Raw genomic sequence first — 26104 nt, 5'->3', positions numbered from 1 at the left:
GACTATCCTAATCAAGCTAAACAATTAAGATAATAATAAATCATCTACTCGAGTAGCCCATACTTAACAATGAATGATCACAGGAATGGATTAATCAACCATCCCTTTTGGTGGCAACACCACTTTTTCGGGCGTTTGATTTAAGCTGGCTAAATCATCAGGTGCAATGTTGAGTAAGTGCAAGGCGTTACACATCACATGAGAAAAAATAGGTCCTGCCGTATAACCACCGTAATAGGCATTCCCTTTGGGATCATGTAACACGACCGCCACCACTAAACGTGGATGACTTGCCGGCGCTATACCAATAAAAATACTATTATGACGATGTTTTTCATACCCTTGCGCACCTACTATACGCACAGTACCCGTCTTTCCGGTGACACGATAACCCGGTACACGTGCCAACGGCGCCGTACCACCTTTCGTTAACACCGTTTCCAACATATCTAATACTTCTCGACTAATATTAGCCGCTATAACACGCTGTCCTACGGGTGGTTGTCCTTGAATTTTAAGGAAAGTAACCGGAACTTTAATCCCCCCGTTGGCTAATACGGCATAAGCCTGTGCTAATTGTAGTGCGGTTACTGAAAGACCATAACCAAATGACAAAGTCGCTAAAACAAAAGGGTTCCATACCCTAAAATTCGGCAAACTACCGGTTCGCTCACCTGGAAACCCGCTTTGACTGAGCTGACCAAAACCAACCTCGTGTAACAAACGCCAAAGGTTATCCGCAGGCAGCGATAAAACCAATTTTGACATACCCATATTGCTTGAAATCTGCAATATTTTTGTCAAATCCATCACGCCATTATTATGTTCATCCATGATGCGTTTACCAGCGACGATCATCCATCCCGGCGAAGTATCCACTTGACTACTGGGGGTAAATTTCCCGCTAGCTAATACACTGGCCATACTAAAGCTTTTAATCGTCGAACCTGGTTCAAATAAATCCGTGAGTGCCCGATTACGATAACGACCATCTTGACTCGTGATGCGATCATTCGGGTTATAGGAAGGCGAATTAACCATGGCTAAAATTTCGCCGGTTTTTACATCTAAAACCACGACCGAACCCGAGTCAGCCTGATACTTCTCAACCCCCGTATTAAGCTCTCTATAAGCAATATATTGAATTCGTTTATCAATACTCAGTTGTAAATCATGTCCTGGCTGAGGTGCCCGTATAGAACGTACATCCGCAATAACACGCCCTAACCTATCTTTAATGACTTTTTTTAAACCCGAACGACCTTCTAACCAATTATTGTAAGCAAGCTCTAAACCTTCTTGACCTTTATCATCCACATTCGTCAATCCAACCACATGTGCCATCACAGGCCCTTCTGGATAGTAACGATGATATTCATCTTGTAAAAAAACACCGGGGATTTTAAGTAATTTAATTTGCTTAGCTAAGCTCGGATTAAGTCCGCGTTTTAAATATAAAAATTCTTTATCTTGCGCACGCCGTGCTTGTTCTCGAATCGTTTGTGCAGGGATTTGTAATAACTGACTCAATGAGTGTAGTTGAGTAAAATTAGGACTAAAGGAAGCAGGATAAATCCAAACGGCGTTAACCGGGGTACTAATGGCTAAAGGTTCACCGTGACGATCTAGAATCATGCCACGATGCGCAGGAATCACTAAATTTCGAACCGTTCTTGCATTACCTTGCTTACGCAAAAATTGCCGGTTAATAATAGTGAGATCAATCAGCCTAGCAATCAAACCGAAGGCAATGATCAGCAATATCAAGACAACAACCCCTAAACGCCAACGATTATTTGATGAAGTACGCCTCGCTGAATGTAAGTTTCGCACTCCCATGAAATCGCATCAATCCTAAGTAGGCTGTGTTAATAATACGGTTGCCTTGGTGTGCGGAAGTTGCATTCCCAGCTCTTGCTGTGCCAATGCCTGTATACGTAGCGGTGCAGCCCAGGTATTTTCTTCCAGTAATAACTGACTCCATTCTGTTTGCAAGTGATCGCGTTCTTGTTGGCTCGATTGCAATTCACTATACAAATTACGCTGTGAAGCTTTAACATAAATCACTGACAATGCCGAGGATAATACAGCCAGCATTAACAAAATAATGCCCATCATCTGTAAAGAAATTCTCCACCGCCAGCGTTGTCCTTGTTCCCAGGTCAAAGGACTTTGGGCAAGTGCACGTGCCGCCACATTCATAATAATTTCTCCCCAATTCTTAACACCGCGCTACGTGATCGTGGATTCTTTGCGATCGCCTGCGCATCTGATTTAATTCCGCGACCGAGGCTTTTAAGCCGTGGTCTCCATTCGGTAGGTATGATAGCTAAGCGTTTTAATTCAGCCGGTTCACTTGAATGCTTACGAATAAAACGTTTAACGATTCGGTCTTCTAAGGAATGAAAACTAATAACCACCAAACGTCCGCCTATGCTAAGAATATCTAAGCTTTGCTCTAAGCACGTTTGTAAATCTTCCAATTCCTTATTGATCCAAATCCGTATTGCTTGAAAAGTTTGCGTAGCCGGATGTTTATGCCGTTCCCAGCGAGGATGAGCTCGCTTTACAATCTCTGCCAACTGAACCGTTGTCGTTATTGGTGTTTGTTGACGCGCTGCGTCTATAGCCTTCGCAATACGCTTTGCATACCGTTCTTCACCATAGTCCTTTAATACTTGCGCTATTTCTTTTTCTCTTGCACAAGCCAGCCATTGTGCAGCGCTGATCCCATGATTCGGATCCATACGCATATCCAATGGCCCATCCCGCAAAAAACTAAATCCCCTTTCGGCCTGATCTAATTGGGGCGAAGAGACACCCAAATCTAATAAAAGCCCATCGACTTGACCGACTATCCTATTGGCTTTTGCTATTTCCCCAATCTTCGAAAAGGAACCTGCACAAATCTGTAAACGTGGATCCTGCCCCCAGTGTTGCTTCGCATAAGCCACTGCTGCTGGATCTTTATCAATAACGAATAAACGCCCTTTTCCCCCTAAATGCTTTAATATTTCCCGTGTATGCCCGCCGCGCCCAAAGGTCGCGTCTATATAGATTCCATCTGGCTTAATCGCTAAATGTTCTATCACTTCCTCAAGTAAGACCGGTTGATGTTCTTCTTTTATCTGCATTTAAAAATTCACACTATCAAACATGAGTGGTTATAACGCTAATGACTGTAACTCATCGGGTAAATCCCCTGGCTTTATCGCCTCCACAATCCATCGCGCGCGGTACTCATCCCACTCCTTCGCGCTCCACAACTCTAATTTTCTGCCCTGTCCGATCACTCTAATGTCCTTGTCTATATGGGCATAATCTCTTAAAAGAGCCGGCAGTAAAATCCGTCCGTTCGTATCTAACTCAAGATCCGTCGCATGTCCAATTAATAAACGCTGAATACGTCTAGCTGCCGGGTTGAAGCTCGGCAAAGCCTGTAACTTTTCCTCTATCAGCTCCCATTCTTGAATGGGATAAAGTAAGAGGCAAGGAGATTCTGTATCAATGGTGACCACTACTTCGAGAGCTTTATCGGTAGGCAATAATCGTCGATGGCGTGCCGGTAACTTAACCCGGCCTTTCGCATCGAGCACCACAGAATTTATACCCCGAAACATAATTTAACCCACTTTTTGCCACATTTTTCCACTTTTTGTCACCTTATTACACTATAGGAAGTAGGAACACCGGTTGTCAAGAACTTGGATAACGGTATATAAATTCTTCTTGAAACTAACTTGGCCAAAATAAGGATTTAAAAGATAAGCCATGTAAAAAGGCAACGTTGGTCATTATCAGAACAATATCTCGATACTATACCGAGCAAGACAGTCATATCAACGGAAGGAGTCAGTGTCGACTTAGCACCGTATTACAAGAAGGACAACACTATTCTAAAAGAACTGGGGTTGTCCTATCTTATCGAAATCATGGCCAACTCCAGTGACGCCACCTACAGGCCTCCCTTGAGTAATTTCTCGAGCTCTTCTCTGACTTCCTGATGGCTAGTGTTATCGGACTGCAATGTATTGAGAAGCTTGTCTGAGACTTCTTTAAAATTTCCCAGTACATGCTGAGCCCATTTAGGTTTTACCGTCCCTGTGGAAATAATCTTATAACCCATTAGAGTCAGATACTCTTTTTCGTCTTCTACTGTAGTTGCAAACTCGTGAAGACAGTCTTTAGACAAGGAATAATCTTCAATTATTTTACTCCTTGCTTTATCTGCTGCTGGATCCACTTGCTTCTTGATCAATTCCACCAGACTATCCTTCCTTTTCATCTCGGTCAGCAATTTTCCATTCAATTCTTTCACCTGAATTTCTGCCACTTCCTTAGTGACTTTATCGGCTGCTGATTGGTTTTCTGCTTTTTCCTTCGCCGCCATTGCTTCTATTGCTTGTTTTTCAGCAACTGCTTTCGCCACTGTTGCTTCTGCCATTTTTGTTTCTGCTACTTCTTTCGCCGCTTTATCAGCCGCCGATTGGTTTTCTGCTTTTTCCTTTACCGCTATTGCTTCTATTGTTTGTTTTTCGGCAGCTTCTTTCACCGCTTTATCAGCCGCCGATCGGTTTTCTGCTTTTTCCTTTGCAGTCATCGCTTCTGTCGCTTGTGTTTCCGCTTTCTCCTTTGCCGCCATTGCTTCTATTGCTTGTTTTTCGGCAACTTCTTTCGCTTGCTTTTCAAGCTTATTTTGTATTTCTAATTGAGTATTCTTCGTTGTTAAATCAGCACGCTGATTTTCCAACGCCGCGATCTTTTTCTCTAATGCTGGTAAATTACCACTATTCTTAACAGCTAATTTCCGATCAAACATATCTCCAAATTTCTTCAAGGCTTCCAATACGGCTGTTCTTTGAAGGGGATTTCTACCGCCTTTATTTAAAATACTAGTGATCTCTCCCCATAAACTTACTTCATTGCCTAACGTCACACGTTCGCCACTATTAACCTCTGCCAACCTCTGATCAAATATACCCGCATGTTTCTTCAATTCATTTAATACTTCTGATCTTTGAAGAGGATTTCTATTACTAAATCTAGGCGAATTTTCTCTCGAGTACCCCAAAAATCGTCTCAGTTGAGATAAAAAACCAGACGGGTAATCACGTTGATTTTGTTGTCCTTCTTTATTCATATTATTATTCCTTATTTAATATAAAAATATACAACCCTAAAATTGGACACTAATACCAAGAAGCACCGCATATTGAGTAGGAATTTGGCTAATATAAGCTGTTTCTGCATCAGCTTTAACATAGAAATTAGGATGAGATCCAAAAATTCTTTGGTAAGATAAAGAAATATTAGTGCGATTATTAACCCAATAGCCCAAACCCGCTTGCACCTCCAGTGAAACTTTTGTTCTATCATCAATAGTATCACGATCCGTGATAATCCAGCGTTGATAAGCAGGCCCTACTTTAAATAGTGCAAACACGGGCACTTGATCACTAAAAGTGTTAGTTTTTACTGTTAATAATAAATCCATAACTGGCTTCGCTGAAACATCAAAAACATACCCAAAATCTTCAGTATGTGCTATATCTACCCGAAACCGCATAGTATTTCCATTTTGAATACCGACCTCTAATCCAAAATTTAAAATACCTGCTTGGCCTAATTCCCGACCGAAAGAAAACCGACCTACAGGTGTTTGTCCATCGCTAAAATACATATCTAAATAATTTGAATAACCTAACTCGCCTGTCACAAACCATGGATGGCACATAGAAAAACCATATGTGTCATTTTTATTCATCGTTTGAGCAAAAATAACATTAGGTAACAGCACAATACTAGATAATGTAATCATTAAAAAATATCTAATGCTCGCGATAAAATACTTAAGAATAATATCCATATTAATAATCCTGATGTTAATAAAAATAAGGTGTCCGAGATCTTTTTACGTGCGGTGATATATTTACAATTCATACTCCCTTTTCCATGAAAAAAATCAAAGTCAGTATTGTACAAATTAATTATTAAAAAAATTAATATAAAAGGATTCTTAATAAAGCTTTGTTATATTTGATATGAAGAGAAAAATAAGGTTAAGGAATGTTTAATTTGAAAATGGCCCTAGACATATAAACAATGTTGTGGCCCTTACCCTATCTTCCTTATTATTAGAGGATAAATTCTAAAAATGAAAGTCAGCCGATAAGCCGGGTTCTGTCGTGGACAGTCATTCATCTAGGATATACGTCACCCTATATCTCAAGCGACCTACCCGAACCCAACGTGGGCCACGCTATATACACCTCTCCTTTCAAGTTCTGGCTTTGTTGCTGGTTCGTCTCACTGCTCACATACGGTTTAGTATGCTCCGCTGCTCGACTTCAGCAGCGCCTCACCAGCTCCTTGAAATCCAAGGCGTATAGTATAGGTTCCTATTTGGTCTTGCTCCAAGTGGGGTTTGCCCTGCCATCACTGTTACCAATGATGCGGTGCGCTTTTACCACACCTTTTCACCCTTACCCCATACGCTTCGCACTTGAATTTTTGGCAGCTTTCCCGCTCAATTCACAATTCCGCGGCACTTGCCAAAAATCCCATTGCTGTAAGTATATTAGGCGGTATATTTTCTGTGGCACTTTCCGTAGGCTTACACCTCCCAGGAATTACCTGGCACTTTGCCCGAAGGAGCCCGGACTTTCCTCTGCAATAAGACTTCCTGAAAACCATCGTCTTTTGCTTGATTTCGTTGTTGGATTGTCTTTTCCGATGCTCATGTACTAACGTGTACACTCCGCTTCTCAAAGCCAATCCGCCTAGAAATCAAACAAAATACAAAAGTTTTGAGGAAGTCTTAGATCACAGCGACTGTCTAGCTAACTTTCACCCCCAGAGTACTATTTTTTTAAGGGTAATTGCAATAAACTAGACCAAATTAAATTTTAAAATAAAAGCGTCATTGCGAGTACGAAGCACGCGGCAATCCAGGGAATAGCTTTATGATGGATGGCCACGCTCATTTCATTCGCTCGCCATGACACTGAGATATTTAGTGGACTTATGAAAAAACTCTATATCGGCCTCATGTCGGGGACCAGCATGGATGCCGTGGACACCGCTTTAGTGGATTTTTCGGACGGCACCCCTAAGCTCATCGCTACACATAAAACGCATTTATCGCCCGAATTAAGAGGCGCGTTAAATCAATTGTGCGCAACTGACTCGCCCAAAATCACCCAGCTTGCTGAACTCGATGTGAAAATGGCACATGTGTTTGCGGACGCCACAAAAACATTATTGGCAAAAACATCCTTTTCTAAAAAGGATATTCTCGCCATTGGCAGCCATGGACAAACCGTTTTTCATTATCCCCAATCGAATTATCCTTTCTCCATACAAATCGGCGACCCGAACATTATTGCTGAAAAAACCGGTATTACGACGATTGCTGACTTCAGACGTCGCGATATAGCAGCGGGTGGACAAGGCGCGCCCTTAACACCCGCCTTTCACAATTTTATGTTTCGCTCTGAAAAAGAAGACCGCATTGTGCTTAATCTCGGTGGTATTGCAAACATCACCTATCTACCCGCTAATACTAAAAGCCCTATTATTGGTTTTGATACCGGTCCCGCTAACTTATTACTGGACAAATGGATCTATGAACACCAACGTCAATGGTTCGACGAAGACGGAAATTGGGCTGCGAGCGCTTCTTTTGACGATAAACTGCTACAACAGTTTTTATCGGATCCCTATTTTCATTTAGCACCTCCAAAAAGCACCGGGCATGATTACTTTAATCTGAACTGGCTAAAATCCCAACTCATTCAAGGCAGAAAATCGTTGCCGCCTGCCACCGTTCAAGCTACCTTATGTGAACTAACCGCAGCCAGCATTGGCATAGCAATCCAACAGCTTGATAGCGAACAAGGATCGATCTTACTCTGTGGTGGCGGCAGCAAAAATACCTATTTAAAAAAGCGTCTAGAAAATCACTGTCCAAAACACCAAATATATCCCTGCGATGATCTACAGTTTCCAGCAGAATGGATAGAAGCGATGGCATTTGCATGGTTTGCCAAACAAACCTTAGAAGGAAAAACCAGTAACCTGCCTGAAGTCACCGGCGCGAGAAACCCCACCGTTCTAGGCGGAATCTACTTAAAAGCGTAATATTTTGCAGAAAAAATAACTTTGTTATTTAGGAGTCAATATGAAGTTGAAGACCTTGATTTTGGCCACCATAGCACTAGGCATATTGCCTCTGACGCTACCCGCTAAGGCGGGTGAACTACCTGAAGGGCCACATATCGTTACTTCTGGTACCTCCAGTGTTGAAGCAACCCCCAACATGGCAACTATTTCTATTGAAGTCAGCGTATCGGCTAACAATGCCGCTGAGGCTAAAAAACAGGTTGATCTCCGTGTCGCCCAATATTTTGACTTCCTACGTCAAAACGATATTGAAAAAAAAGACATTAATGCGGCAAATTTAAATACTCAACCAGAATACGATTATCCGAAAACGGGCCAAGCCGTGCTAAAAGGCTACCGCGCCGTACGTCAGGTTCAAGTAACCGTACGCCAGATAGATAAACTTAATCCGCTATTAGACGGAGCATTGAAGTTGGGGTTAAATGAAATCAACGCTATAAAGTTTGGTGTAGCAAATCCTAGCATTTACCGTCAGCAGGCACGCCAAAAAGCCATTGAAAATGCCATTTCTGTAGCGGATTCATTAGCAGAAGGCTTTAAAGTCAAACGAGGGCCCATTTATAGCATTCGCTATAGTGTGGCCAATGATCAAGCCAGGCATATTGTTCTTATGTATAAAAGCTCGGAAGCCAATTCAGCCAAAACTTATGAGCAAGAAACCATCCATTTTGATGACCAAGTGGATGTCGTATTTGAGTTAGAGAATCCTAAGCAGCAAATGATGAACCACAGCCACAGGTGGTCTTCGCATTTGGGTTGCGGATAATAAACTGTTCTCCGCTTAAATCGGATTTATAATCAATTTCTGCGCCCATTAGGTATTGCAAACTCATCGGGTCAATCAAGAGTTGCACGGTTCCACTGCCTACAGCCTGTTTACTCACTACCGTATCATCTTCATTCTGCACTTCATCAAAGGTAAAACCATATTGAAACCCAGAGCACCCGCCTCCTGTAATAAAAACTCGAAGCTTCAGCGCTAAATTGTCTTCTTCCTGTATTAGCTCCCATACCTTATTTACTGCATTTTCGGTTATCGTCACCACTTGCGCGGCGGGTTCTACCTGAGGGGTGACTTGCTGTTGTAGTGCTTCGCTCATAATTTTAAGATGAATAGTTGAATAGGCGTAACAATTATACACGAATTTACCATATACCCTAGGATATACGCTGCAATTGTCGCCTCAAACACCGAAAATCGTGCTCATTCAAGCTATCCGATAATACTAATACACTGACATGAGATACCGGTTGCTGTTTGTTAAAACAGTTAAAATTTAGTAAAACAAAATAGCGCGTACAAATACTATTATCCGCTAGCTTTGCGGTTTTTATCTCAGCCAAATTATCCTTTAATTGCCAATGTCCCCCTTTTTGCTGCCAAAATTCGATAATGGAACGTGGGTTATTCAATAAAACATGCTGACGAAAAAGCGTCATAAAACTGACTAAAGCGGCTAACACTAACAATAATTTAGTCCACCAAGGCCAAGGTACCACCCATAAACAAGCAATCGCACCACCGTGAATAATCAATAATAAAATAGCTAAATAATAGGATGGTTTTAGACGGAAAAATTTAACCGCCATGGCTAATCGCCTCTACCAAACGACCGAGCTGCGGATCTTCAACGGATTTATTCTTAATTAATACCTGATAAAGATCTTGGTCTTGGTAGCTGAGCAATTCCTCAAACAATTCCTGATCAGACGCACTTAAGCCCGCATAATGTTTCTCAACAAAGGGCAAAAGTAAAAGATCGAGTTCGAGCATGCCCCTACGACATTGCCAACGTAAACGATTTAAACTCTTCGCACTGGAACTTTCGGCGGCGTTGCTATTCAATTTACAATCCTCATTTATCATGTAGGAACGAAGGTTGCTTCATTTTCGCGGCGCCTTGCCGAACATCCCATTACTGTGAGTCTATTTTCTGCTTGCTCAGGGAGCATATCTAGTTGCTTCATTTCACTAGAATATCATGAATCAAACGTTGGCTACCATCTGCCATCATGACATAACCAGCAGCATGAGGCAGTTTATCTTGATACAACTCAGCAAACTGCGATAAATAATCTGAATTAAAAGTAATTGATTTTATGCCCGCATTCGCCAAGGTTATATAGCTGGCACGTACACCGACTAAAGTATGTTTTAAAAACAATATTTCTAACTCGGTGTAAAGCGGATCAGCCTCTTGAACCACATTGTTATTTGTTTTAGCCACTAAAGCCAAAATACGACGCGTTTCGAGCACATCATCTCGGTGATCCTCGGGCGATTTACTAGGGTGTATCACCAAAAAACCCGAGTTTTCCGGTAAAAAGGTAGGGAACTCCTTATTACTTTTTACTTTCATATCCACAGCCAATGCACGCACCAATGGCCCTGAACCCATAAAAAACACTTCTTCACTCGGAAAATATCGCGTTAACAAAATATAGGCCAAACTAGCGATTATAATCGATACAATAGCGGCGATTATTTTTAACCCTGTCATAATAATATCCCTATATTTTTAAATGACTTGCTCGTCATTGCGAGCGCGTAGCGCGCGGCAATCCAGCAATGCATTCTCCTAGATTGCTTCGTGCCTACGGCACTCGCAATGACGGTGATTCTTTCCTATTCATTTCCACTACTCACTTACTGCAAAGAAACGACTACCTACGCTAACGCTTTATCAGCACCCGCTTCGCCTGCATAATGCCTACCTCGTCCAAACAACCGTCTATCACCACCGATTGTCCCTCACGGAAGGAATCAGGTAATACACCTTCATACTCAACTAATACATTATGCTGAGGATCGCTGACAACAAAAGCGACTTGTAAATTATTGCTGTTTTGCTTAATCGTACCTTTTTTTACTTGTCCGCCTAAATGAAAAGACTGACCCGCCGCAACAAGACCTTTTGCAATCTGGCTGGGCGTATAAAATAAATTAAAATTTTGTTTGAGTGGATAGAAGAATAACGCCCCGATCACCGCCAATATAGCCAGTGCGAGTATACTAAAGTAGAGACGTTGTCTTCGGACTGCATCCATTGCCTTTGTCCTTTTTAGCTGGAACTCTGCCCTGACTTTTTAATGCCAAAGCAGAATAATAGCCTCGCCGGTTAATTATCGTTAACTACCTCATTAACCTGTAGCGCAGCAAAAACCTCATTCAATTGCTGGGTGACACGTAAAAAAGTGGTACGTTTTGAAAGTTCTTTTAAGCGCTGTGCACCGACATAAGTACAGGTAGAACGTAGTCCGCCTAAAATATCGAGCACAGTATTTTCAACCTTTCCTCGATACGGAACATTCACGGAGCGACCTTCGCTGGCACGGTAAGCATTCATTCGGCCATGATGTTTATACATCGCCTCACTCGAGCTCATGCCATAAAAGCGCATAAACCATTTACCGTCTTCCTGTATCTTTTCGCCTGAGCACTCTTCATGGCCGGCAAACATACCGCCTAACATAACAAAATCAGCCCCTGCCGAAAATGCTTTCGCTACGTCGCCAGGTGAAACACAGCCTCCGTCGGCACATAAATGCCCACCCAAACCATGCACCGCATCCGCACATTCAATAATAGCGGATAACTGCGGATAACCCACCCCGGTTTTTAAACGCGTGGTACAAACAGAACCAGGGCCTATCCCCACTTTAATAATATCGGCACCGGCTAAAACTAATTCTTCGGCCATTTCAGCCGTCACCACATTACCCGCAATCAAGGTCTTTGTAGGATATTTTTCGCGTAAAGTACGAATACAATCCACAAAGCGCTGCGTATAACCATTTGCTACATCAATACAAATAAAAGGGGTTGGAACGGCTTTCAGAATTTTATCGAGGAATGCTGCGTCTTCTGGTTTAATACCCGTGGTTGCAAAACAATACTTATGTAATTTGGGATGTTTTGCATGAAACTGCTTCCATTCTTTTAAGTCAGCAAATTTATCAATCGCCGTCAGTAACTTATGCTTGGCTAAACTCTCAGCCATAGCAAAGGTGCCGGTATGATCCATATTGGATGCAATAATAGGCATTCCTTTCCAAGAAAACTGCGAGTGCTTAAAAGTATATTCTCGAGTGAGATCAACATCGGCACGGGTCTGCAACGTGCTTCGCTTAGGACGAATTAATACATCTTTAAAGTCTAATCTTATTTCTTGCTCAATACGCATAGAATAACCTCATAAATTAACCCTAACTTCGCACTATCCACGGTATTTATGCTCAGCCATGTGAGTAAGTGCGGCGTATGTTATCATACTGAGAACGGTTAAACACTGGCTAACTTCACTGATGAAAAAACCGCTTATTCTGGTTGATGGCACTTCTTATCTCTATCGCGCCTATCACGCTCTACCCCCTTTAAATAATACAAAAGGTGAACCCACTGGGGCTATTTATGGCGTCATTAACATGCTACGCAAACTGATCAAAGACTATCAACCGGATCATATTGGGATCGTATTCGATGCAAAAGGCAAAACCTTCCGTGAAGACCTCTATACCGCCTATAAAGCCAACCGTGCGACGATGCCTGAAGAATTACAACAACAAATAGAACCTCTCTATGCCATTGTTGATAGCCTGGGGCTACCTCGATTAATCCTAGAGGGCGTAGAAGCCGATGACGTCATCGCCAGTTTAGCGGAAAAAGCCATACAACAGCATTTACCGGTCTTAATTTCTACCGGTGATAAAGATTTTGCACAATTGGTTAATCCGCATATTACCTTAGTCAACACCATGACGAATACCGTCCTCGATCGTGAAGGCGTCATAAAAAAATTTGGCGTAACACCCGAACAAATAACCGATTATCTCAGTTTAGTCGGTGACGCGGTGGACAACGTACCCGGCATTCCTAATGTAGGACCCAAAACCGCCGCTAAATGGCTTAATCAGTATGGTGATTTAGCCACTCTCATAAAAAATGCCGCTGACATTAGCGGTAAAGTCGGTGAAAATCTTCGTGCGCACCTGGATCAACTCCCACTGTCTCGTCAATTGGTCACTATTAAAAAAGATATTGAACTCAATGTAGACATAGAAGATTTACGTCCTAAAGCCGCGGATACTGCAGAATTAATGCGCTGGTATAAACAACTTGAATTTAAAGGATGGATAAAAGAATTAGAAAAAACCACCCCACCGATTGAAGAAGAAAATACCGCGACAAAAAATACAGACTCACAGCAATGGGATTTTCAGCAAGTGCCGCGGAATTGCGAATTGAGCGGCAACACAGCTGAAAATTCTAGTGCGAAGAATATACCTAAAAAAAACTATCCCATTATCCTAGATGAACCCAGCCTGGATCATTGGATTAAACAATTAGAAACCGCCTCAGAATGGGCATTGGATACGGAAACAACCAGCTTAGATGCCATGAATGCAGAATTAGTCGGTTTGTCATTTGCAATTAAGCCAGGAAAAGCCGTCTACATTCCACTTGCACATGATTATCTGGATGCACCTAAACAACTGGATAGGAATTTGGTACTAAAAAAACTAAAACCGCTTTTGGAAAATCCTAAACAATTAAAAATAGGTCATAATCTAAAATATGATATGAGCGTATTGGCAAACTACGGTATACAGTTGCAAGGGCTTGCTTTTGATACCATGCTAGAATCTTACTTACTCGATAGTGCCAGCAATCAACACAGTTTAGATAATGCGGCCTTAAAATATCTGGATTATAAAACCATTCATTTCGTTGATATTGCCGGTAAAGGTGCCAAACAAAAAACCTTTAACCAAATCGATCTCACCACCGCTGGCGAGTATGCCGCCGAAGATAGCGATATTGCCTTGCAATTACACCAAACACTCTGGCCGCAATTAACCCAAACACCGCCCTTAGCCACCGTCTTAACCACACTTGAAATGCCACTGGTTTCTGTCTTATCACGTATAGAACGCTATGGTGTTTTAATCGATGCAGCATTACTAAAAAAACAAAGTGTTTCGCTAGCAAAACGTCTTTTAATCCTAGAAAAAAAAGCCTATGACTTAGCAGGAAAAACCTTTAACTTAAGCTCACCCAAACAACTACAAACTATTTTATTTATCGAACAAGGGTTACCTATCGTAGAAAAAACACCGACTGGACAAGCATCCACTTCTGAAAGTGTTCTGCAAAGCTTAGCATTAGAATACCCCTTGGCTAACGTTATTCTAAAACACCGCAGCCTAAGTAAATTAAAATCGACCTATACCGACAAACTACCACTACAAATTAATCCAAAAACGGGACGAGTGCATACCTCGTATCACCAAGCGGCCGTTTCCACAGGACGTCTTTCATCCTCTGACCCCAATCTGCAAAATATCCCGGCACGCACCGAAGAAGGGCGGAAAATTCGCCAGGCTTTTATTGCGGCACCCGGTTACCGTATCATTTCCGCTGACTATTCACAAATTGAACTACGCATCATTGCACATTTTTCACAAGATAAAGGCCTGCTAGATGCATTTGCACAAGGACTGGATATTCACCAAGCCACGGCCGCCGAAGTACTCAAAATTCCGCTGGAAAAAGTCACCTCCGAACAACGTCGTAGCGCAAAAGCCGTTAATTTTGGCCTTGTTTATGGTATGTCTGCTTTTGGTTTAGCACGACAACTCGGTATTGGACGTGAAGAAGCCAAACAATACATTGATCGTTATTTTATGCGCTACCCTGGTGTAAAAAATTATATGGAACGTACGCGGCAACAAGCCAAACAACAAGGTTATGTCACGACCCTATTAGGAAGGCGCTTAAACTTACCGCGAATTAACGCCAGCGATCCATTGCAACGCAAGGCCAGTGAACGTGCTGCCATTAATGCACCACTACAAGGCAGTGCGGCAGACATTATCAAAAAAGCCATGATCGATGTGGATCATGCCTTTTTATCGCAAGGTATAGATGCACGTATGATCATGCAAGTCCACGACGAACTGGTCGTTGAAGCGGCGATCAGCTGCCAAGCTAAAGCCAAGCAATTACTCGAAGAACATATGGTTAATGTGGTAAAACTCCGTGTTCCTCTCATCGTGGATATTCATACAGGCCATAATTGGGCTGAATCTCCATAAAAATAATCAAAAATTAGTAAAATTTAATTTTTATTTCATATTTCTTTAAGTTTCCCGCTTTATCCTCTCAGCCCATCAGACTTTCTGCAAAAAACAAACTTAGCAAAAAATCTATTAATTTAATTGACTAAACTACCCATCGGGAAAAATTAACTATGTCTACCTCACCACTAAGCGCTCGACTTAAACAAATAGACGAAGAGAATACTAAGCTAGAAATAACAAAACAACATATAAAGAGCAGTGACACCACTTGGTATGATAGTGATGATATTGCTAATCTTCTTAAGCTGTTAAACAGTGGATCGGAAGTGCAAATTGCATCCGCTATTCCCTTTACTACTACAGATAACAAAATACAGAAAAATATAATCGGAGGTGTCTTAAACTCCACCGCTAGTCCAACTATTATCTTCCCTATCAATGCTACCACTAACATCGGTGTTAATGGTGGAACTCATTGGATCCTTGGTGTTTACTATAAAAACGATAGAAAACTAGCTATTTTTGACCCCTACGGTAAAACGCCAATCACTGGAAAAATAAAAAAATTCTTTCAAACAATCATTCCCGATGTTGAGATCGGAATAAATCAGCAGACTTTCCAAACAGATGGTCACAGTTGTGGACCTATTTTTATAGAAATAGCAAACAGAATAGCTTTCGATCCTGAAAACGACGACGGGATTTTAGATGAACAGACTATTAATCATTTGCGTGAAAAACACATTAATATGATCAATGAAAAAATAGAAAGAAACAATCAAGAAAAAACTTCACTACTTGCTCAATCTTCACAAAATAGACCTGAAATTGACGATACGAACCAGGCATTCAGTGACGATGACATGGCGTCTGTAATTGAGTCTGTAGTAGAGGATGAGTTAGCCAACGAGTTCGATTATAATAGTGAAGACGAGAATCACATCTACGAAAATAACCTCTACGAAATACCTCTATACGAAATACCTCTAGATGATGAGAACGATCTTAACTTAAACAGGGCTACTGAGGATAAAGAAAGTGGTTATAGCTCAGATAGCGGATCCGAGCATGTAAAAGCGAACTCTGACACAAAAAAAACAACGCATGAGCTTAGCATAAACAGTCAAAAATTACTTTATGAATCAATTAAAAAGAACAATAGAAACTTATTTCAAGAAGTATTAAAAGCAGGTATCAATCCAACGACTAATTCCCTTTTAATAGCTATCGCTTATAAGCGTACCGAGATGGCACAAATACTCATCAAAAATGGTGCTAAGCTAGATGATAAAGCGATTAGAAATATATATCTAAATCTATATCCGGACATCCAATTTAGCGACAAAGCTATAGCACAATTACCTCTATTTATACAACTGCAAAAAGAGGTAGCTACAAGTAACTCAGCGACTCAAATGCAAACAAACACCTTTAACTCGCTTTCGCTGCATCTTGCCGCTGAAAAAGGGCTTCTAACACCCACTAAATACCTTCTAAGAGAGAGAACTAGACAGATAAATGAAGCCTCAATTAAAGATAAAGACCGTATTCTCGACGTAATCAATTATCAAGATCCTAAGCATGGTTATGCTACCGCATTACATCTCGCTGCAAAAAATGGACACACTAAGATAGTGAAGGAATTACTAGAAAACTCTGCTAATCCTGCGTTCGAAGATAGCCATGGTAATACCGCATTGCATTTAGCGGCAAAAAACAATCATGCGGATATAGTTAACCTGCTATTTCAGTATGGTGCCAAATTATTAGTCAAAAATAAGAAGGGAAACACCCCGCTAACACTGGCAGTAAAAAATAATCGGCTCGAGATGGTTAAACAATTGCTCAATAAAAATGTCCATTACCGCAGTTCTTTTGCAGAGGGTGCTAACCAACTGCATTTAGCCATACAAAATAAAAACATCGATATGGTAGCGCTATTGCTGGAATACAATGCCAAACCTAATGATGAAGATCACAAAGCGTTAATGACATTAGTGGTAGAAAACAATCGTAAGGATATCCTCGAAGGTTTATTCTCCGCCAAGATTCTTTTATCTAAAGATAACCTTAACCATGCTTTGCGGTTAGCGGCAACCCTTAATCGCTCGCCGATAGCTGAACTACTCATTTATCACGGCGCTAACATATCCACTCAGGATCAAGAAGGGAATACACCACTTCATTTAGCAATCCATAAGAATAATCCTCAGATCGTTCCTAAATTACTTAAATATTGTGGTAAAACTGATTTATTAGTCAAAAATAAGAAGGGAGAAATCCCGCTAACGCTGGCGATAAAAAATAATCGGCTCGAAATGGTTAAACAATTGCTAAATAAAAAAGCCCATCTTTATAGTTCTGCGGAAGACGGCGCTAATCAACTGTGTGTAGCGATCCAAAATGAAAATCCTGATATGGTAGAACTACTACTGAAGAACGACGCTAAACCTTATATGAATGATTATTCAAAGCTACTGGCATTAGAGATAAAATACAATCGTATTGATACCCTCAAAAATTTATTAAAAAATCACAAGTTAACTGATATCCATCTTAACGACGCTTTACATTTAGCGGTAGCCCATAACCGCTTAGCAATAACTAAGTTACTGCTTTCTTATGGCGCTAAGATATCCGCCCCGGATCAACAAAACAACACACCACTTCACACAGCAGTCGAACATAAAAAGCATAATATGGTGGCTTATTTAGTTAAACATAGCTCGCAGGACCTATTTAGCTTTAACAGTCAGGGTTATTCGCCATTTCATTTGGCTATCCTCAATGGAAATGAACGCTTGGCTAAACAATTAAATCAGGCACAAGCGGAATACACCCGTCACTTCACCTATCGTTTAAAACTATTTTTTGGCCAAAAACCAGTCCCTGACCTTATGTATCACCTTTCAAAACAAGGCGATACTGTCCTACATCTTGCGGCATACTCTGGAAATCAATCCCTGTTTGACTCACTACACCAATTTATAGAGGCAAACGATCCTCAATTTCTACAACGACGCAATGACGAAGGCTTTTCTGCACAAGAAGTCATGCAGGAAATCCAAGAAAACCAAGCTCAAATAATAAGCAACAGCTCTGTTGTAATCGCTTCTAATCCAGTAACACCAGATGAAGAACAGGAACCTCATCCTTCTGATGCACAACCAAAGACAATCGTCTCATTAGGAATAAACCAAGGACTTACGTTGTTTAACAACAAAACCCAATCCGGCACTCTTGGAAATTCCTCAAAAGGTAATCAAGCAGATGCAGATACTCAAGCAGATAACGGTCTATACGCAATGCGGTTGTAACCCGCAATTAAGGATAAACCATCCCCTAAGGGGATGGTTTTCACTGCTCATCTTTTTATCCCAATTAGGTAATATTATCTTCTATCTCGCTTTAATACTATGCCCTATCCATTTCCCATGCTAAACTTACAAGGCTTGGTTATAAGCTAAATAAATTTAAGACCAAGGCTTTTTGAGATTATATTTATATTTAAAATTTGCATGGAGAAGCTAATTATGTCTAAAGGGCAACTACAAGATCCTTTTCTAAACGCGCTGCGTACAGATAAATTCCCCGTTTCAATTTATCTTGTGAATGGAATCAAACTGCAGGGCTTAGTAGAGTCTTTCGATCAATTTGTGGTGTTATTAAAAAACTCAGTAAGCCAGATGGTCTACAAACATGCTATTTCAACTGTCGTGCCTGCACGAAATGTGAGTTTAGCTATTTGTCCTACAAAAACTGAAAAAGATGAGGAATTAGAAAGCATTAATGTTTGAACGTCCGCAGAGCGGTGAGCTAGCGATATTAGTACATATTCACTTTGAACAAACCGAAAGTAAGGAAATTGTTGAAGAATTTCATGAGCTAGCTCTAGCGGCGGGCGCAAAACCAATGCATTTAATTTTAGGGAGACAACGAACACCTTTCGCAAAGTACTTTATAGGACTTGGAAAGGTAGATGAAGTGCACGCCGCATTAACCGCTCATCACGCAAAATTAGTCATCTTCAACCATGACTTATCCCCTGCACAAGAACGCAATTTAGAACAACAATTACAGTGTCGTGTCGTAGGGCGTATTGGTTTGATTCTCGATATCTTCGCTCAACGTGCACGTACTTTTGAAGGAAAATTGCAAGTCAAATTGGCTCAGCTACAGCATATGTCAACGCGACTCATTCGTGGCTGGACTCACTTAGAACGACAACGCGGTGGCATTGGTTTACGCGGCCCTGGGGAAACACAGCTAGAATCGGATAAACGTCTTATTCGGCAACAAATTAAAACCATCAAAAAACGTTTAGCCAAAGTACAAAAACAACGCGCGCAAAGCCAACGTGCTAGACGGAAATCGCAGTTAAGCCATATTTCTTTGATAGGCTATACCAATACAGGTAAATCAACACTGTTTAATGCATTAACCGGCGCCACGGTTCTCGCCGCTAATCAACCTTTTGCAACGTTAGATCCAAGCATACGTCGCTTACGCCTATACAATGGCACCCCTGCCATTTTGGCGGATACGGTTGGTTTTATTCGCCAGCTTCCACATGACTTAATCGAAGCTTTCAGCGCAACCTTAGAAGAAACACAAGAAGCTAACCTGTTGATACACGTTATTGATGCCACCAGCACCGATAAGCTAGAACGCAATAAAGAAGTTCAGCATGTACTGGAAAAAATTCAGGCCAAGCAAATTCCACAACTACTCGTTTACAATAAAATTGATTTGCTAAACGACACGACACCCCATTTAGAACGCGATAGTACGGGATTACCCAGCAAAGTTTGGATATCGGCGAGTACGGGCGAAGGCATTAGCTTATTACAGCAAGCGCTGTACGAGCTGCTACTTGCGAAACAAACCCCAACTTCTAACCAATCATTCAGTTCGTCATTGCGAGCGCGTAGCGCGCGGCAATCCAGTGACATAGTCTAACTTTTCCCGGATGGCCACGGCCAGAACTTAGTTCTGGCCTCGCCATGACGTGTTCTTATATTTCATGATAAAGCCCATTTTAGAATTAATAGTTGCGCTAACTACCTAGCATGCCTAAAATGCCTAGTAACTTTTACCATCAAATTAAATTACAATGGGCGTCGCCCTGACGAAAGTCAGGGTCCATAATAAAATAAACCTTATTTTCTGGATCCTCGGCTTTCGCCGAGGATGACGAGGGTATTAGCAACTTCAAGGCTACTTGGAGCCATAACTTATTAAAAACAACTGGAGCCACTTATGCCCTGGAATGAACCGGGTAATTCGAGTAATAATAAAGATCCGTGGACCGGTCGACCCAAACAGACCCCGCCGGACCTAGAAGCTTTTTTACGTGACTTACGCAAAAAAATTGCTGCATTCTTTAAACTAAAAGCACTCAATAAGAATACCCGTGCTTTTACAAAAACCTTTTTACCAGCTCAATTCAACATTAAAATTTTAGGATTGATTTTTAGTGCGCTTTTCTTAAGCTGGCTATTTTCCGGTTTTTTCAGCGTAGCACCTTCTGAACAAGCGGTAATTACCCGTTTTGGGAAATATCATGCCACACTTTCGCAAGGACACCATTGGATTTTTAGACCGCTTGAAACACGTTATATTATTTCAGAAAAAAACGTTGCCTTTTCTTACGAAACTAATTTATTAACCCGCGATGAAAACAAGGTCTCTTTAGTCATAAAAGCACGCTATGCTGTAGACAATGCACGCCAATATCTCTTTGCTGATACGCAATCCTTGCAAAGTTTACAAGACGCGATAGCGAATGCTACCCATCAAACCTTAAGCCAATTTTCTTTAGCCCAGCTTTTAACCGCGAATCTTTTCTCGCTCCAACAAACGCTGCAAAGCAAAGTTGATGCATTGCTGGCTCAATACGCGACAGGCTTAACCGTCAGTAATCTTGAAATCCAAACGATTCAAGCGCCCGAAGAATTAAAAGCATCATTCGAAGAAGTGACGCAAGCACAAGCCGAAAAAGAGCAGCTTGAAAATCAAGCTAAAACGTACGCCCTGCAATTAGAACCCAAAACGCAAGGCGAAGCAAAAAATTTAATCGCCAATGCAAAAAATTATCAGCAAGAAGTGATCTTAAAAGCAAAAGCAGAAACAGCACGTTTCTTAGCGCTACTACCTGCGTATGAAGCATCGCCACTCTTGACACGTAAACGGCTTTATTTAGATGCCATGCAAGCTATGATGGCAAATAGTCATAAAATGCTGCTCGATATTCCCAGCAATACCTCACTTTCTTTAAATGTAGATAATATGACAAAGCAAAGTGGAGTAGCACCGACCACCATGGCTTCTACTCAAACAACGGCTGCAACAAAACCAAACACGGTACTTAGCATGGCAACGCCCGCAAAAAATGATAAGGTGCCCAGTAGTTATAATATAACCGGAGGTTATGAATGAGCCTGACTAAAAATAAAACTATACTTATTCTAGGCTTTTTAATAGCAACTTTATTTCTAAGTTACCAGAGTATTTATACCGTCGCGGAAGGCCATACGGCGCTATTAGAAAAAGGCAACACAGCAATCTCGCAAGCAGAACCGGGTTTACACTTCACACTGCCTTTTTTTGTGCGGCCTGAACAAATTGACCTGCGTATACGCAGCATCTCTTTTACAAAATCCAACCTTTTAACCGCCGATGGGCATCCATTGCTTATCGATTATTATACAAAATGGAAAATTATTGATCCTGTTTTATATTACCAACAAACACATAATGATAGCCAACAAACGCAACAACGCTTAACACAAATCATTAATACGCTATTACAAAATGAATGTGCGCGTAACACGCTAAATACCATGATTAGCAGCCCAAATGCTTCGACCGAAGTCATACAGGCGCAAGCGAACCAGCAACTCAAAACACTGGGTATTTCTCTGGTTGACATCGGGTTTAAATCAATCGACTTCCCTACTGAAGCTAACAACACACTATTAGAAAAAAGACGTTTAGAACAAGCACAAATCGCACTAGAACAACGTGCGATGGGTAAAGCCAATGCCGAAAACATTCGTCTAAAAGCCGATAATGAAGCAGCTTTAGAACTGGCAAAAGCCACCGAAGAAGCGGCGTTGATTCGCGGCCAAGGCGATGCAGAGGCTGCAAAAATCTATACCGCGGCTTATCAGCAAAACCCTCAATTCGCGACTTTTTATCTTAATTTAGAAGCCTATAAAAAAGGCTTTACACAATCATCCACTAACAATAACTTTCTCGTATTAAATACAAAAGCTAGCTTTTTTAACGACAAAGAAAAACTGAGACTTAAATCATGACAAAAACCCTTATTATTGTTGGCTGCCAATGGGGCGATGAAGGCAAAGGCAAGATTGTTGACTTATTAACCCCTCAGGTTAAAGCGGTAGTACGATTTCAAGGCGGGCATAATGCGGGCCACACGCTCGTCATTCAAGGCAAAAAAACTATTTTGCGCTTAATTCCCTCCGGCATTTTGCATGCTGGCGTAGAATGTTTAATTGGTAATGGTGTGGTTATTTCACCGGAAGCCCTACTCAAAGAAATGAATGAGCTAGAAGAAAAAGGTATTCCTGCAAGCCAACGGTTACGCATTAGTGCTAGTTGTCCACTCATCTTAGCTTCGCATATTGCACTCGATGAAGCGCGTGAAAGCGACTCAAAAAATGCCATTGGTACCACCAAACGCGGCATAGGGCCTGCTTATGAAGATAAGGTGGCACGACGTGGTTTACGTATGAGTGACTTTTTTAATCCTAAACAGTTGGCTGAAAAATTAAAAATCTTGTTGGATTATCATAACTTTCTGCTACAACATTATTATAAAATCCCTACCATTGATTACGATCAAACCTTAGCTGCATTGCTAGAGATGGCCAAAAAATTAACCCCTTTAATTACCGACATACCCGCTCTTTTAGCAAAATACCAACAAGAAAAAAAACCATTGTTGTTTGAAGGTGCACAAGGAACCTTTTTAGATATCGATCAAGGCACTTACCCTTTTGTCACCTCCTCAAATACCATTGCCGGTGCCGCTGCAACAGGCAGTGGCTTAGGCATACGTCATTTCGACGCGGTATTAGGTATTAGTAAAGCCTATAGCACACGCGTGGGTAATGGTGTATTTCCAACTGAATTGCTCGATGAAGATGGACAGACCTTACGCGATCGTGGCCATGAATACGGTAGTGTCACCAAACGTCCGCGTCGTTGTGGTTGGTTAGACAGCGTCTTATTACGTAGGGCGGTACAGCTCAATAGTATTTCTAGCTTATGTCTAACAAAATTAGATGTATTAGATGAAATGGAAACCATTAAAATTTGTACTGCTTATCAATTAGACGGCAAGCAGCTCAATGATTTACCACTCAATCCCGAAGATTTAGCGCGCTGTGTTCCCATTTATGAAGAACATTCGGGTTGGAAAACATCCACCACACCGATTAAAGAATTCTCGAAATTACCGGCTAATGCACAAAAGTATTTACGGCGTATTGAGGAATTAACCGGTGTTCCTATTAGCATCATCTCTACAGGGGCGGATAGGGAGGAAACGATTGTATTAAATAAAATATTTTAGTCTATATAATTCATTAAAAAACTATTTTTGCTTTTTAATGGCTTCCTTCAATATGGAGAGTCAATATGATTTATTTCATTACAATAGGAAAACACCATATTATACCCGCATTAATTTGCGTTAAAACACTTAAGGCATTAAACAAAAATAAAATCATTATTGCTGGCAACCTAGCACCGCATGATAAAAAAAAATTTACTGCCTTAGGCGCAGAATATATTGATGAGAATGATATTAATCTAAAAGATCGGTTTCCCGCTATTTCATGGAATGAAAAATATCGAAATTCTGGCTGGTATAAACAACAATTTTTACGCCTATCTATTGATCGTTATATTAAAGAAGATTTAGTTTTTATTTTAGATAGTGAATTCTTTCCATTTTCTAATTGGGATGAATCACGATTCTTTGAGCCCGATAGAAAACCAAGGTATTTACATTGGATTAGCTCGCAACGCAAACCAGACTGGGACTATAAAATGTATCGAGGCGCAGCTTATCTATTAGCAGGTTTACCCGAATGTAAAGAAATTATGACATATGCTAATTCTGATAATTATCAACGCCATATTTCTGGCGTACAAATTTTTTCTACAAAAAACTTAGCACATTTATGGTCTAGATTAACAAAAGAAACTGATTTAGAACTGAATCTACATACCCTATTTAACAAAAGTGATCTCGCCTTTTCTGATTATGATTTTTATGGAATGGCAAATACTTTTAATCTTTTTGAAAAGATCACACCAACAGCAACATATAATAATCTTTTAGGATGGTATGATGTCCATGATGATCACATATTTAATCAATTTAAATCCGATGCTATGTGGAGTATGTGCCAACGATACCCTGAATATCCAACTGAACATTCTTATTATAAGTATATGAAAAATATAGCATCAATGTTGGGACGGGAAGTAATAAAAATACCTGTAAAACACAACTTTTCCAAAAAAATCATTGGTCAATTCATTCGAAAAATATTCGAATTCTAGCGCAATACATCCTCATATAGCGCTTGGACTGTATTAACCATTCTTCCATATGTATATTTTTCTTTTACATAAGAATAAGCCGCTTCTCCCAATTGGCGACGTAAGACGGGCTCTTGATAAAGTTTAGTTAAAGCATTTGCTAAAAAAACAGGTGATTTAGGTGGTACAACCAGCCCCGTAATACCATCTTGATTAACCATATCATCATTTCCCAAGTCACAACTAACCACTGGTTTAGTGCAAGCCATAGCCTCTAATTGAACAAGGCCAAATGCTTCATTTTTTTCTATAGAAGACATGCAAAATACATGACAAGCATGAAAATAAGTTGTTAATTTTCTAGTTGGTAATTGACCTAAAAAGTGAATACGCTGTGTTAATCCTAAGCCTTTAACTTGTTTTTTCAATTGCATCGTTAAAGGCCCTTCGCCACCTAACAGCAAAATACAATCGTCCTGCATATAACTCATTGCTTCAATTAAATAGCAAAATCCCTTATATGCGACATGTCGACCTAAAGAAAAAATAATGAATTTACCCTTAAACTTCTTGCGAAGCATGTCAACTGCAATTCGACTATCTTCTGCATTAAAAGAGTTAATATCTATCCCATAAGGAATAACATGAAGAATACCCTTTTTTCTAGCTATAGCAAGTTGTGATGATTTTTCAGCCAAATCATGCGTGGCAACAATAACAGCCGCGCTTTTTTCTAATAATCTGCCTACCCAAGGCTGATAAAAGGGCAGTAAATGCTTTTGTTTAACGATATCACTATGCCAACTCACAATTCGTTTTACCGATGCGGGTAAAAACTCGGATGAAAAATGCGCCATGGGATTCGGTAAATGCAGATGAACGATAGAGAAGTTAAACCGTTTATGCATTTTTTTTACATGATAGGCCATCGTCGGACAAATGGGAGTATTCGCTAATAAACCCATCGAAGGAACATTTACTTCCAAATGCTGAGGCTTTTTTATCGTTTCTAATTTAAAATGGTTATTAGATACTACTTTAAATAATTGGAAAAAAGGGCTTAGCCCATTTATTAAGTTATCTAATGCCGTTTCAATACCCCCAACTTTTCCCTGAGAAAATTTTCCAATGTGTAAAATTCGTTCCATAAAACTAAAATCCTAATGCAATTTAATAATAAATCATGAAGGGTAATATACTTTATCCATTAAATCGATAATTTAACAAAAGAGATAACAAAGTATTGATATACTCACCGCTATAT

Annotated in this window: 23 protein-coding genes and 1 other RNA gene; 10 read left to right on the top strand and 14 right to left on the bottom strand. The window is 40.6% G+C overall.

What is annotated here, in order from left to right; translation table 11 throughout:
- Window positions 1–90: 90 nt before the first annotated feature.
- The 7 genes from DMP02_RS02770 to rnpB form a co-directional block, all read right to left on the bottom strand.
- On the bottom strand, window positions 91–1839 hold the full coding sequence (locus tag DMP02_RS02770; RefSeq protein ID WP_126322563.1) for a peptidoglycan D,D-transpeptidase FtsI family protein: 1749 nt from the start codon (window positions 1837–1839) through the stop codon (window positions 91–93).
- 15 nt (window positions 1840–1854) lie between these two features.
- Window positions 1855–2202, bottom strand: a complete 348-nt coding sequence (ftsL, locus tag DMP02_RS02765) for a cell division protein FtsL (protein ID WP_126322562.1) — start codon at window positions 2200–2202, stop codon at window positions 1855–1857.
- A complete protein-coding gene (gene rsmH / locus DMP02_RS02760) occupies window positions 2199–3134 on the bottom strand; it encodes a 16S rRNA (cytosine(1402)-N(4))-methyltransferase RsmH (protein WP_126322561.1) in 936 nt (311 codons plus the stop codon). The genes ftsL and rsmH overlap by 4 nt, the downstream gene beginning before the upstream one ends.
- Window positions 3135–3164: 30 nt before the next feature.
- Window positions 3165–3620: a division/cell wall cluster transcriptional repressor MraZ gene (gene mraZ, locus DMP02_RS02755; RefSeq protein ID WP_126322560.1), complete on the bottom strand. Its 456-nt coding sequence runs from the start codon at window positions 3618–3620 to the stop codon at window positions 3165–3167.
- A gap of 335 nt (window positions 3621–3955) precedes the next feature.
- Window positions 3956–5140, bottom strand: a complete 1185-nt coding sequence (locus DMP02_RS02750; RefSeq protein WP_126322559.1) for a hypothetical protein — start codon at window positions 5138–5140, stop codon at window positions 3956–3958.
- Window positions 5141–5176: 36 nt separating this feature from the next.
- A complete protein-coding gene (locus DMP02_RS02745) occupies window positions 5177–5866 on the bottom strand; it encodes a hypothetical protein (RefSeq protein WP_145985126.1) in 690 nt (229 codons plus the stop codon).
- Between the two features lie 287 nt (window positions 5867–6153).
- Window positions 6154–6694, bottom strand: an RNA gene (gene rnpB / locus DMP02_RS02740) — RNase P RNA component class A.
- A gap of 329 nt (window positions 6695–7023) precedes the next feature.
- Between rnpB and DMP02_RS02735 the strand changes: the two genes are divergently transcribed.
- Both DMP02_RS02735 and DMP02_RS02730 read left to right on the top strand, forming a co-directional pair.
- Window positions 7024–8139, top strand: a complete 1116-nt coding sequence (locus DMP02_RS02735) for an anhydro-N-acetylmuramic acid kinase (RefSeq protein ID WP_126322557.1) — start codon at window positions 7024–7026, stop codon at window positions 8137–8139.
- Window positions 8140–8179: 40 nt separating this feature from the next.
- Window positions 8180–8947 carry an oxidative stress defense protein gene (locus DMP02_RS02730; protein ID WP_126322556.1) on the top strand — a complete coding sequence of 256 codons (768 nt, stop codon included), beginning with the start codon at window positions 8180–8182 and terminating at the stop codon, window positions 8945–8947.
- Here DMP02_RS02730 and erpA read toward each other — a convergent pair.
- The 6 genes from erpA to DMP02_RS02700 form a co-directional block, all read right to left on the bottom strand.
- On the bottom strand, window positions 8889–9281 hold the full coding sequence (erpA, locus tag DMP02_RS02725) for an iron-sulfur cluster insertion protein ErpA (RefSeq protein WP_126323487.1): 393 nt from the start codon (window positions 9279–9281) through the stop codon (window positions 8889–8891). The two genes, DMP02_RS02730 and erpA, sit on opposite strands and share 59 nt — an antisense overlap.
- 58 nt (window positions 9282–9339) lie before the next feature.
- Complete coding sequence (locus tag DMP02_RS02720; protein WP_126322555.1) at window positions 9340–9771, bottom strand: protein YgfX; 432 nt, start codon at window positions 9769–9771, stop codon at window positions 9340–9342.
- The gene (locus tag DMP02_RS02715) at window positions 9761–10048 is read right to left on the bottom strand and encodes an FAD assembly factor SdhE (protein WP_126322554.1); all 288 of its coding nucleotides are present in this window, start codon (window positions 10046–10048) and stop codon (window positions 9761–9763) included. The genes DMP02_RS02720 and DMP02_RS02715 overlap by 11 nt, the downstream gene beginning before the upstream one ends.
- 97 nt (window positions 10049–10145) lie before the next feature.
- Window positions 10146–10682 carry a hypothetical protein gene (locus DMP02_RS02710; protein WP_126322553.1) on the bottom strand — a complete coding sequence of 179 codons (537 nt, stop codon included), beginning with the start codon at window positions 10680–10682 and terminating at the stop codon, window positions 10146–10148.
- 172 nt (window positions 10683–10854) lie between these two features.
- The gene (locus DMP02_RS02705) at window positions 10855–11229 is read right to left on the bottom strand and encodes a cytochrome c maturation protein CcmE (RefSeq protein WP_126322552.1); all 375 of its coding nucleotides are present in this window, start codon (window positions 11227–11229) and stop codon (window positions 10855–10857) included.
- Between the two features lie 71 nt (window positions 11230–11300).
- Window positions 11301–12365, bottom strand: a complete 1065-nt coding sequence (locus DMP02_RS02700; protein ID WP_126322551.1) for a GMP reductase — start codon at window positions 12363–12365, stop codon at window positions 11301–11303.
- 121 nt (window positions 12366–12486) lie between these two features.
- Between DMP02_RS02700 and polA the strand changes: the two genes are divergently transcribed.
- The 8 genes from polA to DMP02_RS02660 all read left to right on the top strand — a co-directional run bounded on the left by polA (window position 12487) and on the right by DMP02_RS02660 (window position 24861).
- Window positions 12487–15276, top strand: a complete 2790-nt coding sequence (gene polA, locus DMP02_RS02695) for a DNA polymerase I (RefSeq protein WP_126322550.1) — start codon at window positions 12487–12489, stop codon at window positions 15274–15276.
- 155 nt (window positions 15277–15431) lie between these two features.
- A complete protein-coding gene (locus DMP02_RS02690; RefSeq protein ID WP_126322549.1) occupies window positions 15432–18578 on the top strand; it encodes an ankyrin repeat domain-containing protein in 3147 nt (1048 codons plus the stop codon).
- Window positions 18579–18794: 216 nt separating this feature from the next.
- Window positions 18795–19058, top strand: coding sequence for an RNA chaperone Hfq (gene hfq, locus DMP02_RS02685; RefSeq protein WP_126322548.1), 264 nt, complete (start codon window positions 18795–18797; stop codon window positions 19056–19058).
- Window positions 19051–20220: a ribosome rescue GTPase HflX gene (gene hflX, locus DMP02_RS02680; protein ID WP_126322547.1), complete on the top strand. Its 1170-nt coding sequence runs from the start codon at window positions 19051–19053 to the stop codon at window positions 20218–20220. The genes hfq and hflX overlap by 8 nt, the downstream gene beginning before the upstream one ends.
- A 300-nt stretch (window positions 20221–20520) precedes the next feature.
- The gene (hflK, locus tag DMP02_RS02675) at window positions 20521–21699 is read left to right on the top strand and encodes an FtsH protease activity modulator HflK (RefSeq protein WP_126322546.1); all 1179 of its coding nucleotides are present in this window, start codon (window positions 20521–20523) and stop codon (window positions 21697–21699) included.
- Complete coding sequence (hflC, locus tag DMP02_RS02670; RefSeq protein WP_126322545.1) at window positions 21696–22580, top strand: protease modulator HflC; 885 nt, start codon at window positions 21696–21698, stop codon at window positions 22578–22580. Before hflK ends, hflC begins: the two co-directional genes overlap by 4 nt.
- The gene (locus tag DMP02_RS02665; protein ID WP_126322544.1) at window positions 22577–23863 is read left to right on the top strand and encodes an adenylosuccinate synthase; all 1287 of its coding nucleotides are present in this window, start codon (window positions 22577–22579) and stop codon (window positions 23861–23863) included. The genes hflC and DMP02_RS02665 overlap by 4 nt, the downstream gene beginning before the upstream one ends.
- A 65-nt stretch (window positions 23864–23928) precedes the next feature.
- Window positions 23929–24861, top strand: a complete 933-nt coding sequence (locus DMP02_RS02660; protein WP_126322543.1) for a DUF6492 family protein — start codon at window positions 23929–23931, stop codon at window positions 24859–24861.
- On the opposite strand, the gene DMP02_RS02655 is transcribed toward DMP02_RS02660, so the two are convergent.
- Complete coding sequence (locus DMP02_RS02655) at window positions 24858–25988, bottom strand: glycosyltransferase (protein ID WP_126322542.1); 1131 nt, start codon at window positions 25986–25988, stop codon at window positions 24858–24860. The two genes, DMP02_RS02660 and DMP02_RS02655, sit on opposite strands and share 4 nt — an antisense overlap.
- Window positions 25989–26104 lie beyond the last annotated feature (116 nt).

The sequence above is a fragment of the Candidatus Rickettsiella viridis genome (assembly GCF_003966755.1).
Classification (GTDB): Bacteria; Pseudomonadota; Gammaproteobacteria; order Diplorickettsiales; family Diplorickettsiaceae; genus Rickettsiella_B; species Rickettsiella_B viridis.
Note: the sequence above shows the minus strand (reverse complement) of the source record. Positions and strands in the feature narration are given on the sequence as shown.

Excerpts from the sequence above, each read along its gene's own strand:
- DMP02_RS02655 (WP_126322542.1), bottom strand. The coding sequence starts at position 25,988 with ATGGAACGAATTTTACACATTGGAAAATTTTCTCAGGGAAAAGTTGGG.
- DMP02_RS02720 (WP_126322555.1), bottom strand. The coding sequence starts at position 9,771 with ATGGCGGTTAAATTTTTCCGTCTAAAACCATCCTATTATTTAGCTATT.
- polA (WP_126322550.1), top strand. The coding sequence starts at position 12,487 with ATGAAAAAACCGCTTATTCTGGTTGATGGCACTTCTTATCTCTATCGC.
- rsmH (WP_126322561.1), bottom strand. The coding sequence starts at position 3,134 with ATGCAGATAAAAGAAGAACATCAACCGGTCTTACTTGAGGAAGTGATA.
- DMP02_RS02735 (WP_126322557.1), top strand. The coding sequence starts at position 7,024 with ATGAAAAAACTCTATATCGGCCTCATGTCGGGGACCAGCATGGATGCC.
- DMP02_RS02770 (WP_126322563.1), bottom strand. The coding sequence starts at position 1,839 with ATGGGAGTGCGAAACTTACATTCAGCGAGGCGTACTTCATCAAATAAT.
- DMP02_RS02730 (WP_126322556.1), top strand. The coding sequence starts at position 8,180 with ATGAAGTTGAAGACCTTGATTTTGGCCACCATAGCACTAGGCATATTG.
- mraZ (WP_126322560.1), bottom strand. The coding sequence starts at position 3,620 with ATGTTTCGGGGTATAAATTCTGTGGTGCTCGATGCGAAAGGCCGGGTT.
- hflK (WP_126322546.1), top strand. The coding sequence starts at position 20,521 with ATGCCCTGGAATGAACCGGGTAATTCGAGTAATAATAAAGATCCGTGG.
- DMP02_RS02665 (WP_126322544.1), top strand. The coding sequence starts at position 22,577 with ATGACAAAAACCCTTATTATTGTTGGCTGCCAATGGGGCGATGAAGGC.
- DMP02_RS02710 (WP_126322553.1), bottom strand. The coding sequence starts at position 10,682 with ATGACAGGGTTAAAAATAATCGCCGCTATTGTATCGATTATAATCGCT.
- hflC (WP_126322545.1), top strand. The coding sequence starts at position 21,696 with ATGAGCCTGACTAAAAATAAAACTATACTTATTCTAGGCTTTTTAATA.
- hfq (WP_126322548.1), top strand. The coding sequence starts at position 18,795 with ATGTCTAAAGGGCAACTACAAGATCCTTTTCTAAACGCGCTGCGTACA.
- DMP02_RS02690 (WP_126322549.1), top strand. The coding sequence starts at position 15,432 with ATGTCTACCTCACCACTAAGCGCTCGACTTAAACAAATAGACGAAGAG.
- DMP02_RS02705 (WP_126322552.1), bottom strand. The coding sequence starts at position 11,229 with ATGGATGCAGTCCGAAGACAACGTCTCTACTTTAGTATACTCGCACTG.
- ftsL (WP_126322562.1), bottom strand. The coding sequence starts at position 2,202 with ATGAATGTGGCGGCACGTGCACTTGCCCAAAGTCCTTTGACCTGGGAA.
- erpA (WP_126323487.1), bottom strand. The coding sequence starts at position 9,281 with ATGAGCGAAGCACTACAACAGCAAGTCACCCCTCAGGTAGAACCCGCC.
- DMP02_RS02660 (WP_126322543.1), top strand. The coding sequence starts at position 23,929 with ATGATTTATTTCATTACAATAGGAAAACACCATATTATACCCGCATTA.
- DMP02_RS02750 (WP_126322559.1), bottom strand. The coding sequence starts at position 5,140 with ATGAATAAAGAAGGACAACAAAATCAACGTGATTACCCGTCTGGTTTT.
- DMP02_RS02715 (WP_126322554.1), bottom strand. The coding sequence starts at position 10,048 with ATGATAAATGAGGATTGTAAATTGAATAGCAACGCCGCCGAAAGTTCC.
- DMP02_RS02700 (WP_126322551.1), bottom strand. The coding sequence starts at position 12,365 with ATGCGTATTGAGCAAGAAATAAGATTAGACTTTAAAGATGTATTAATT.
- hflX (WP_126322547.1), top strand. The coding sequence starts at position 19,051 with ATGTTTGAACGTCCGCAGAGCGGTGAGCTAGCGATATTAGTACATATT.
- DMP02_RS02745 (WP_145985126.1), bottom strand. The coding sequence starts at position 5,866 with ATGGATATTATTCTTAAGTATTTTATCGCGAGCATTAGATATTTTTTA.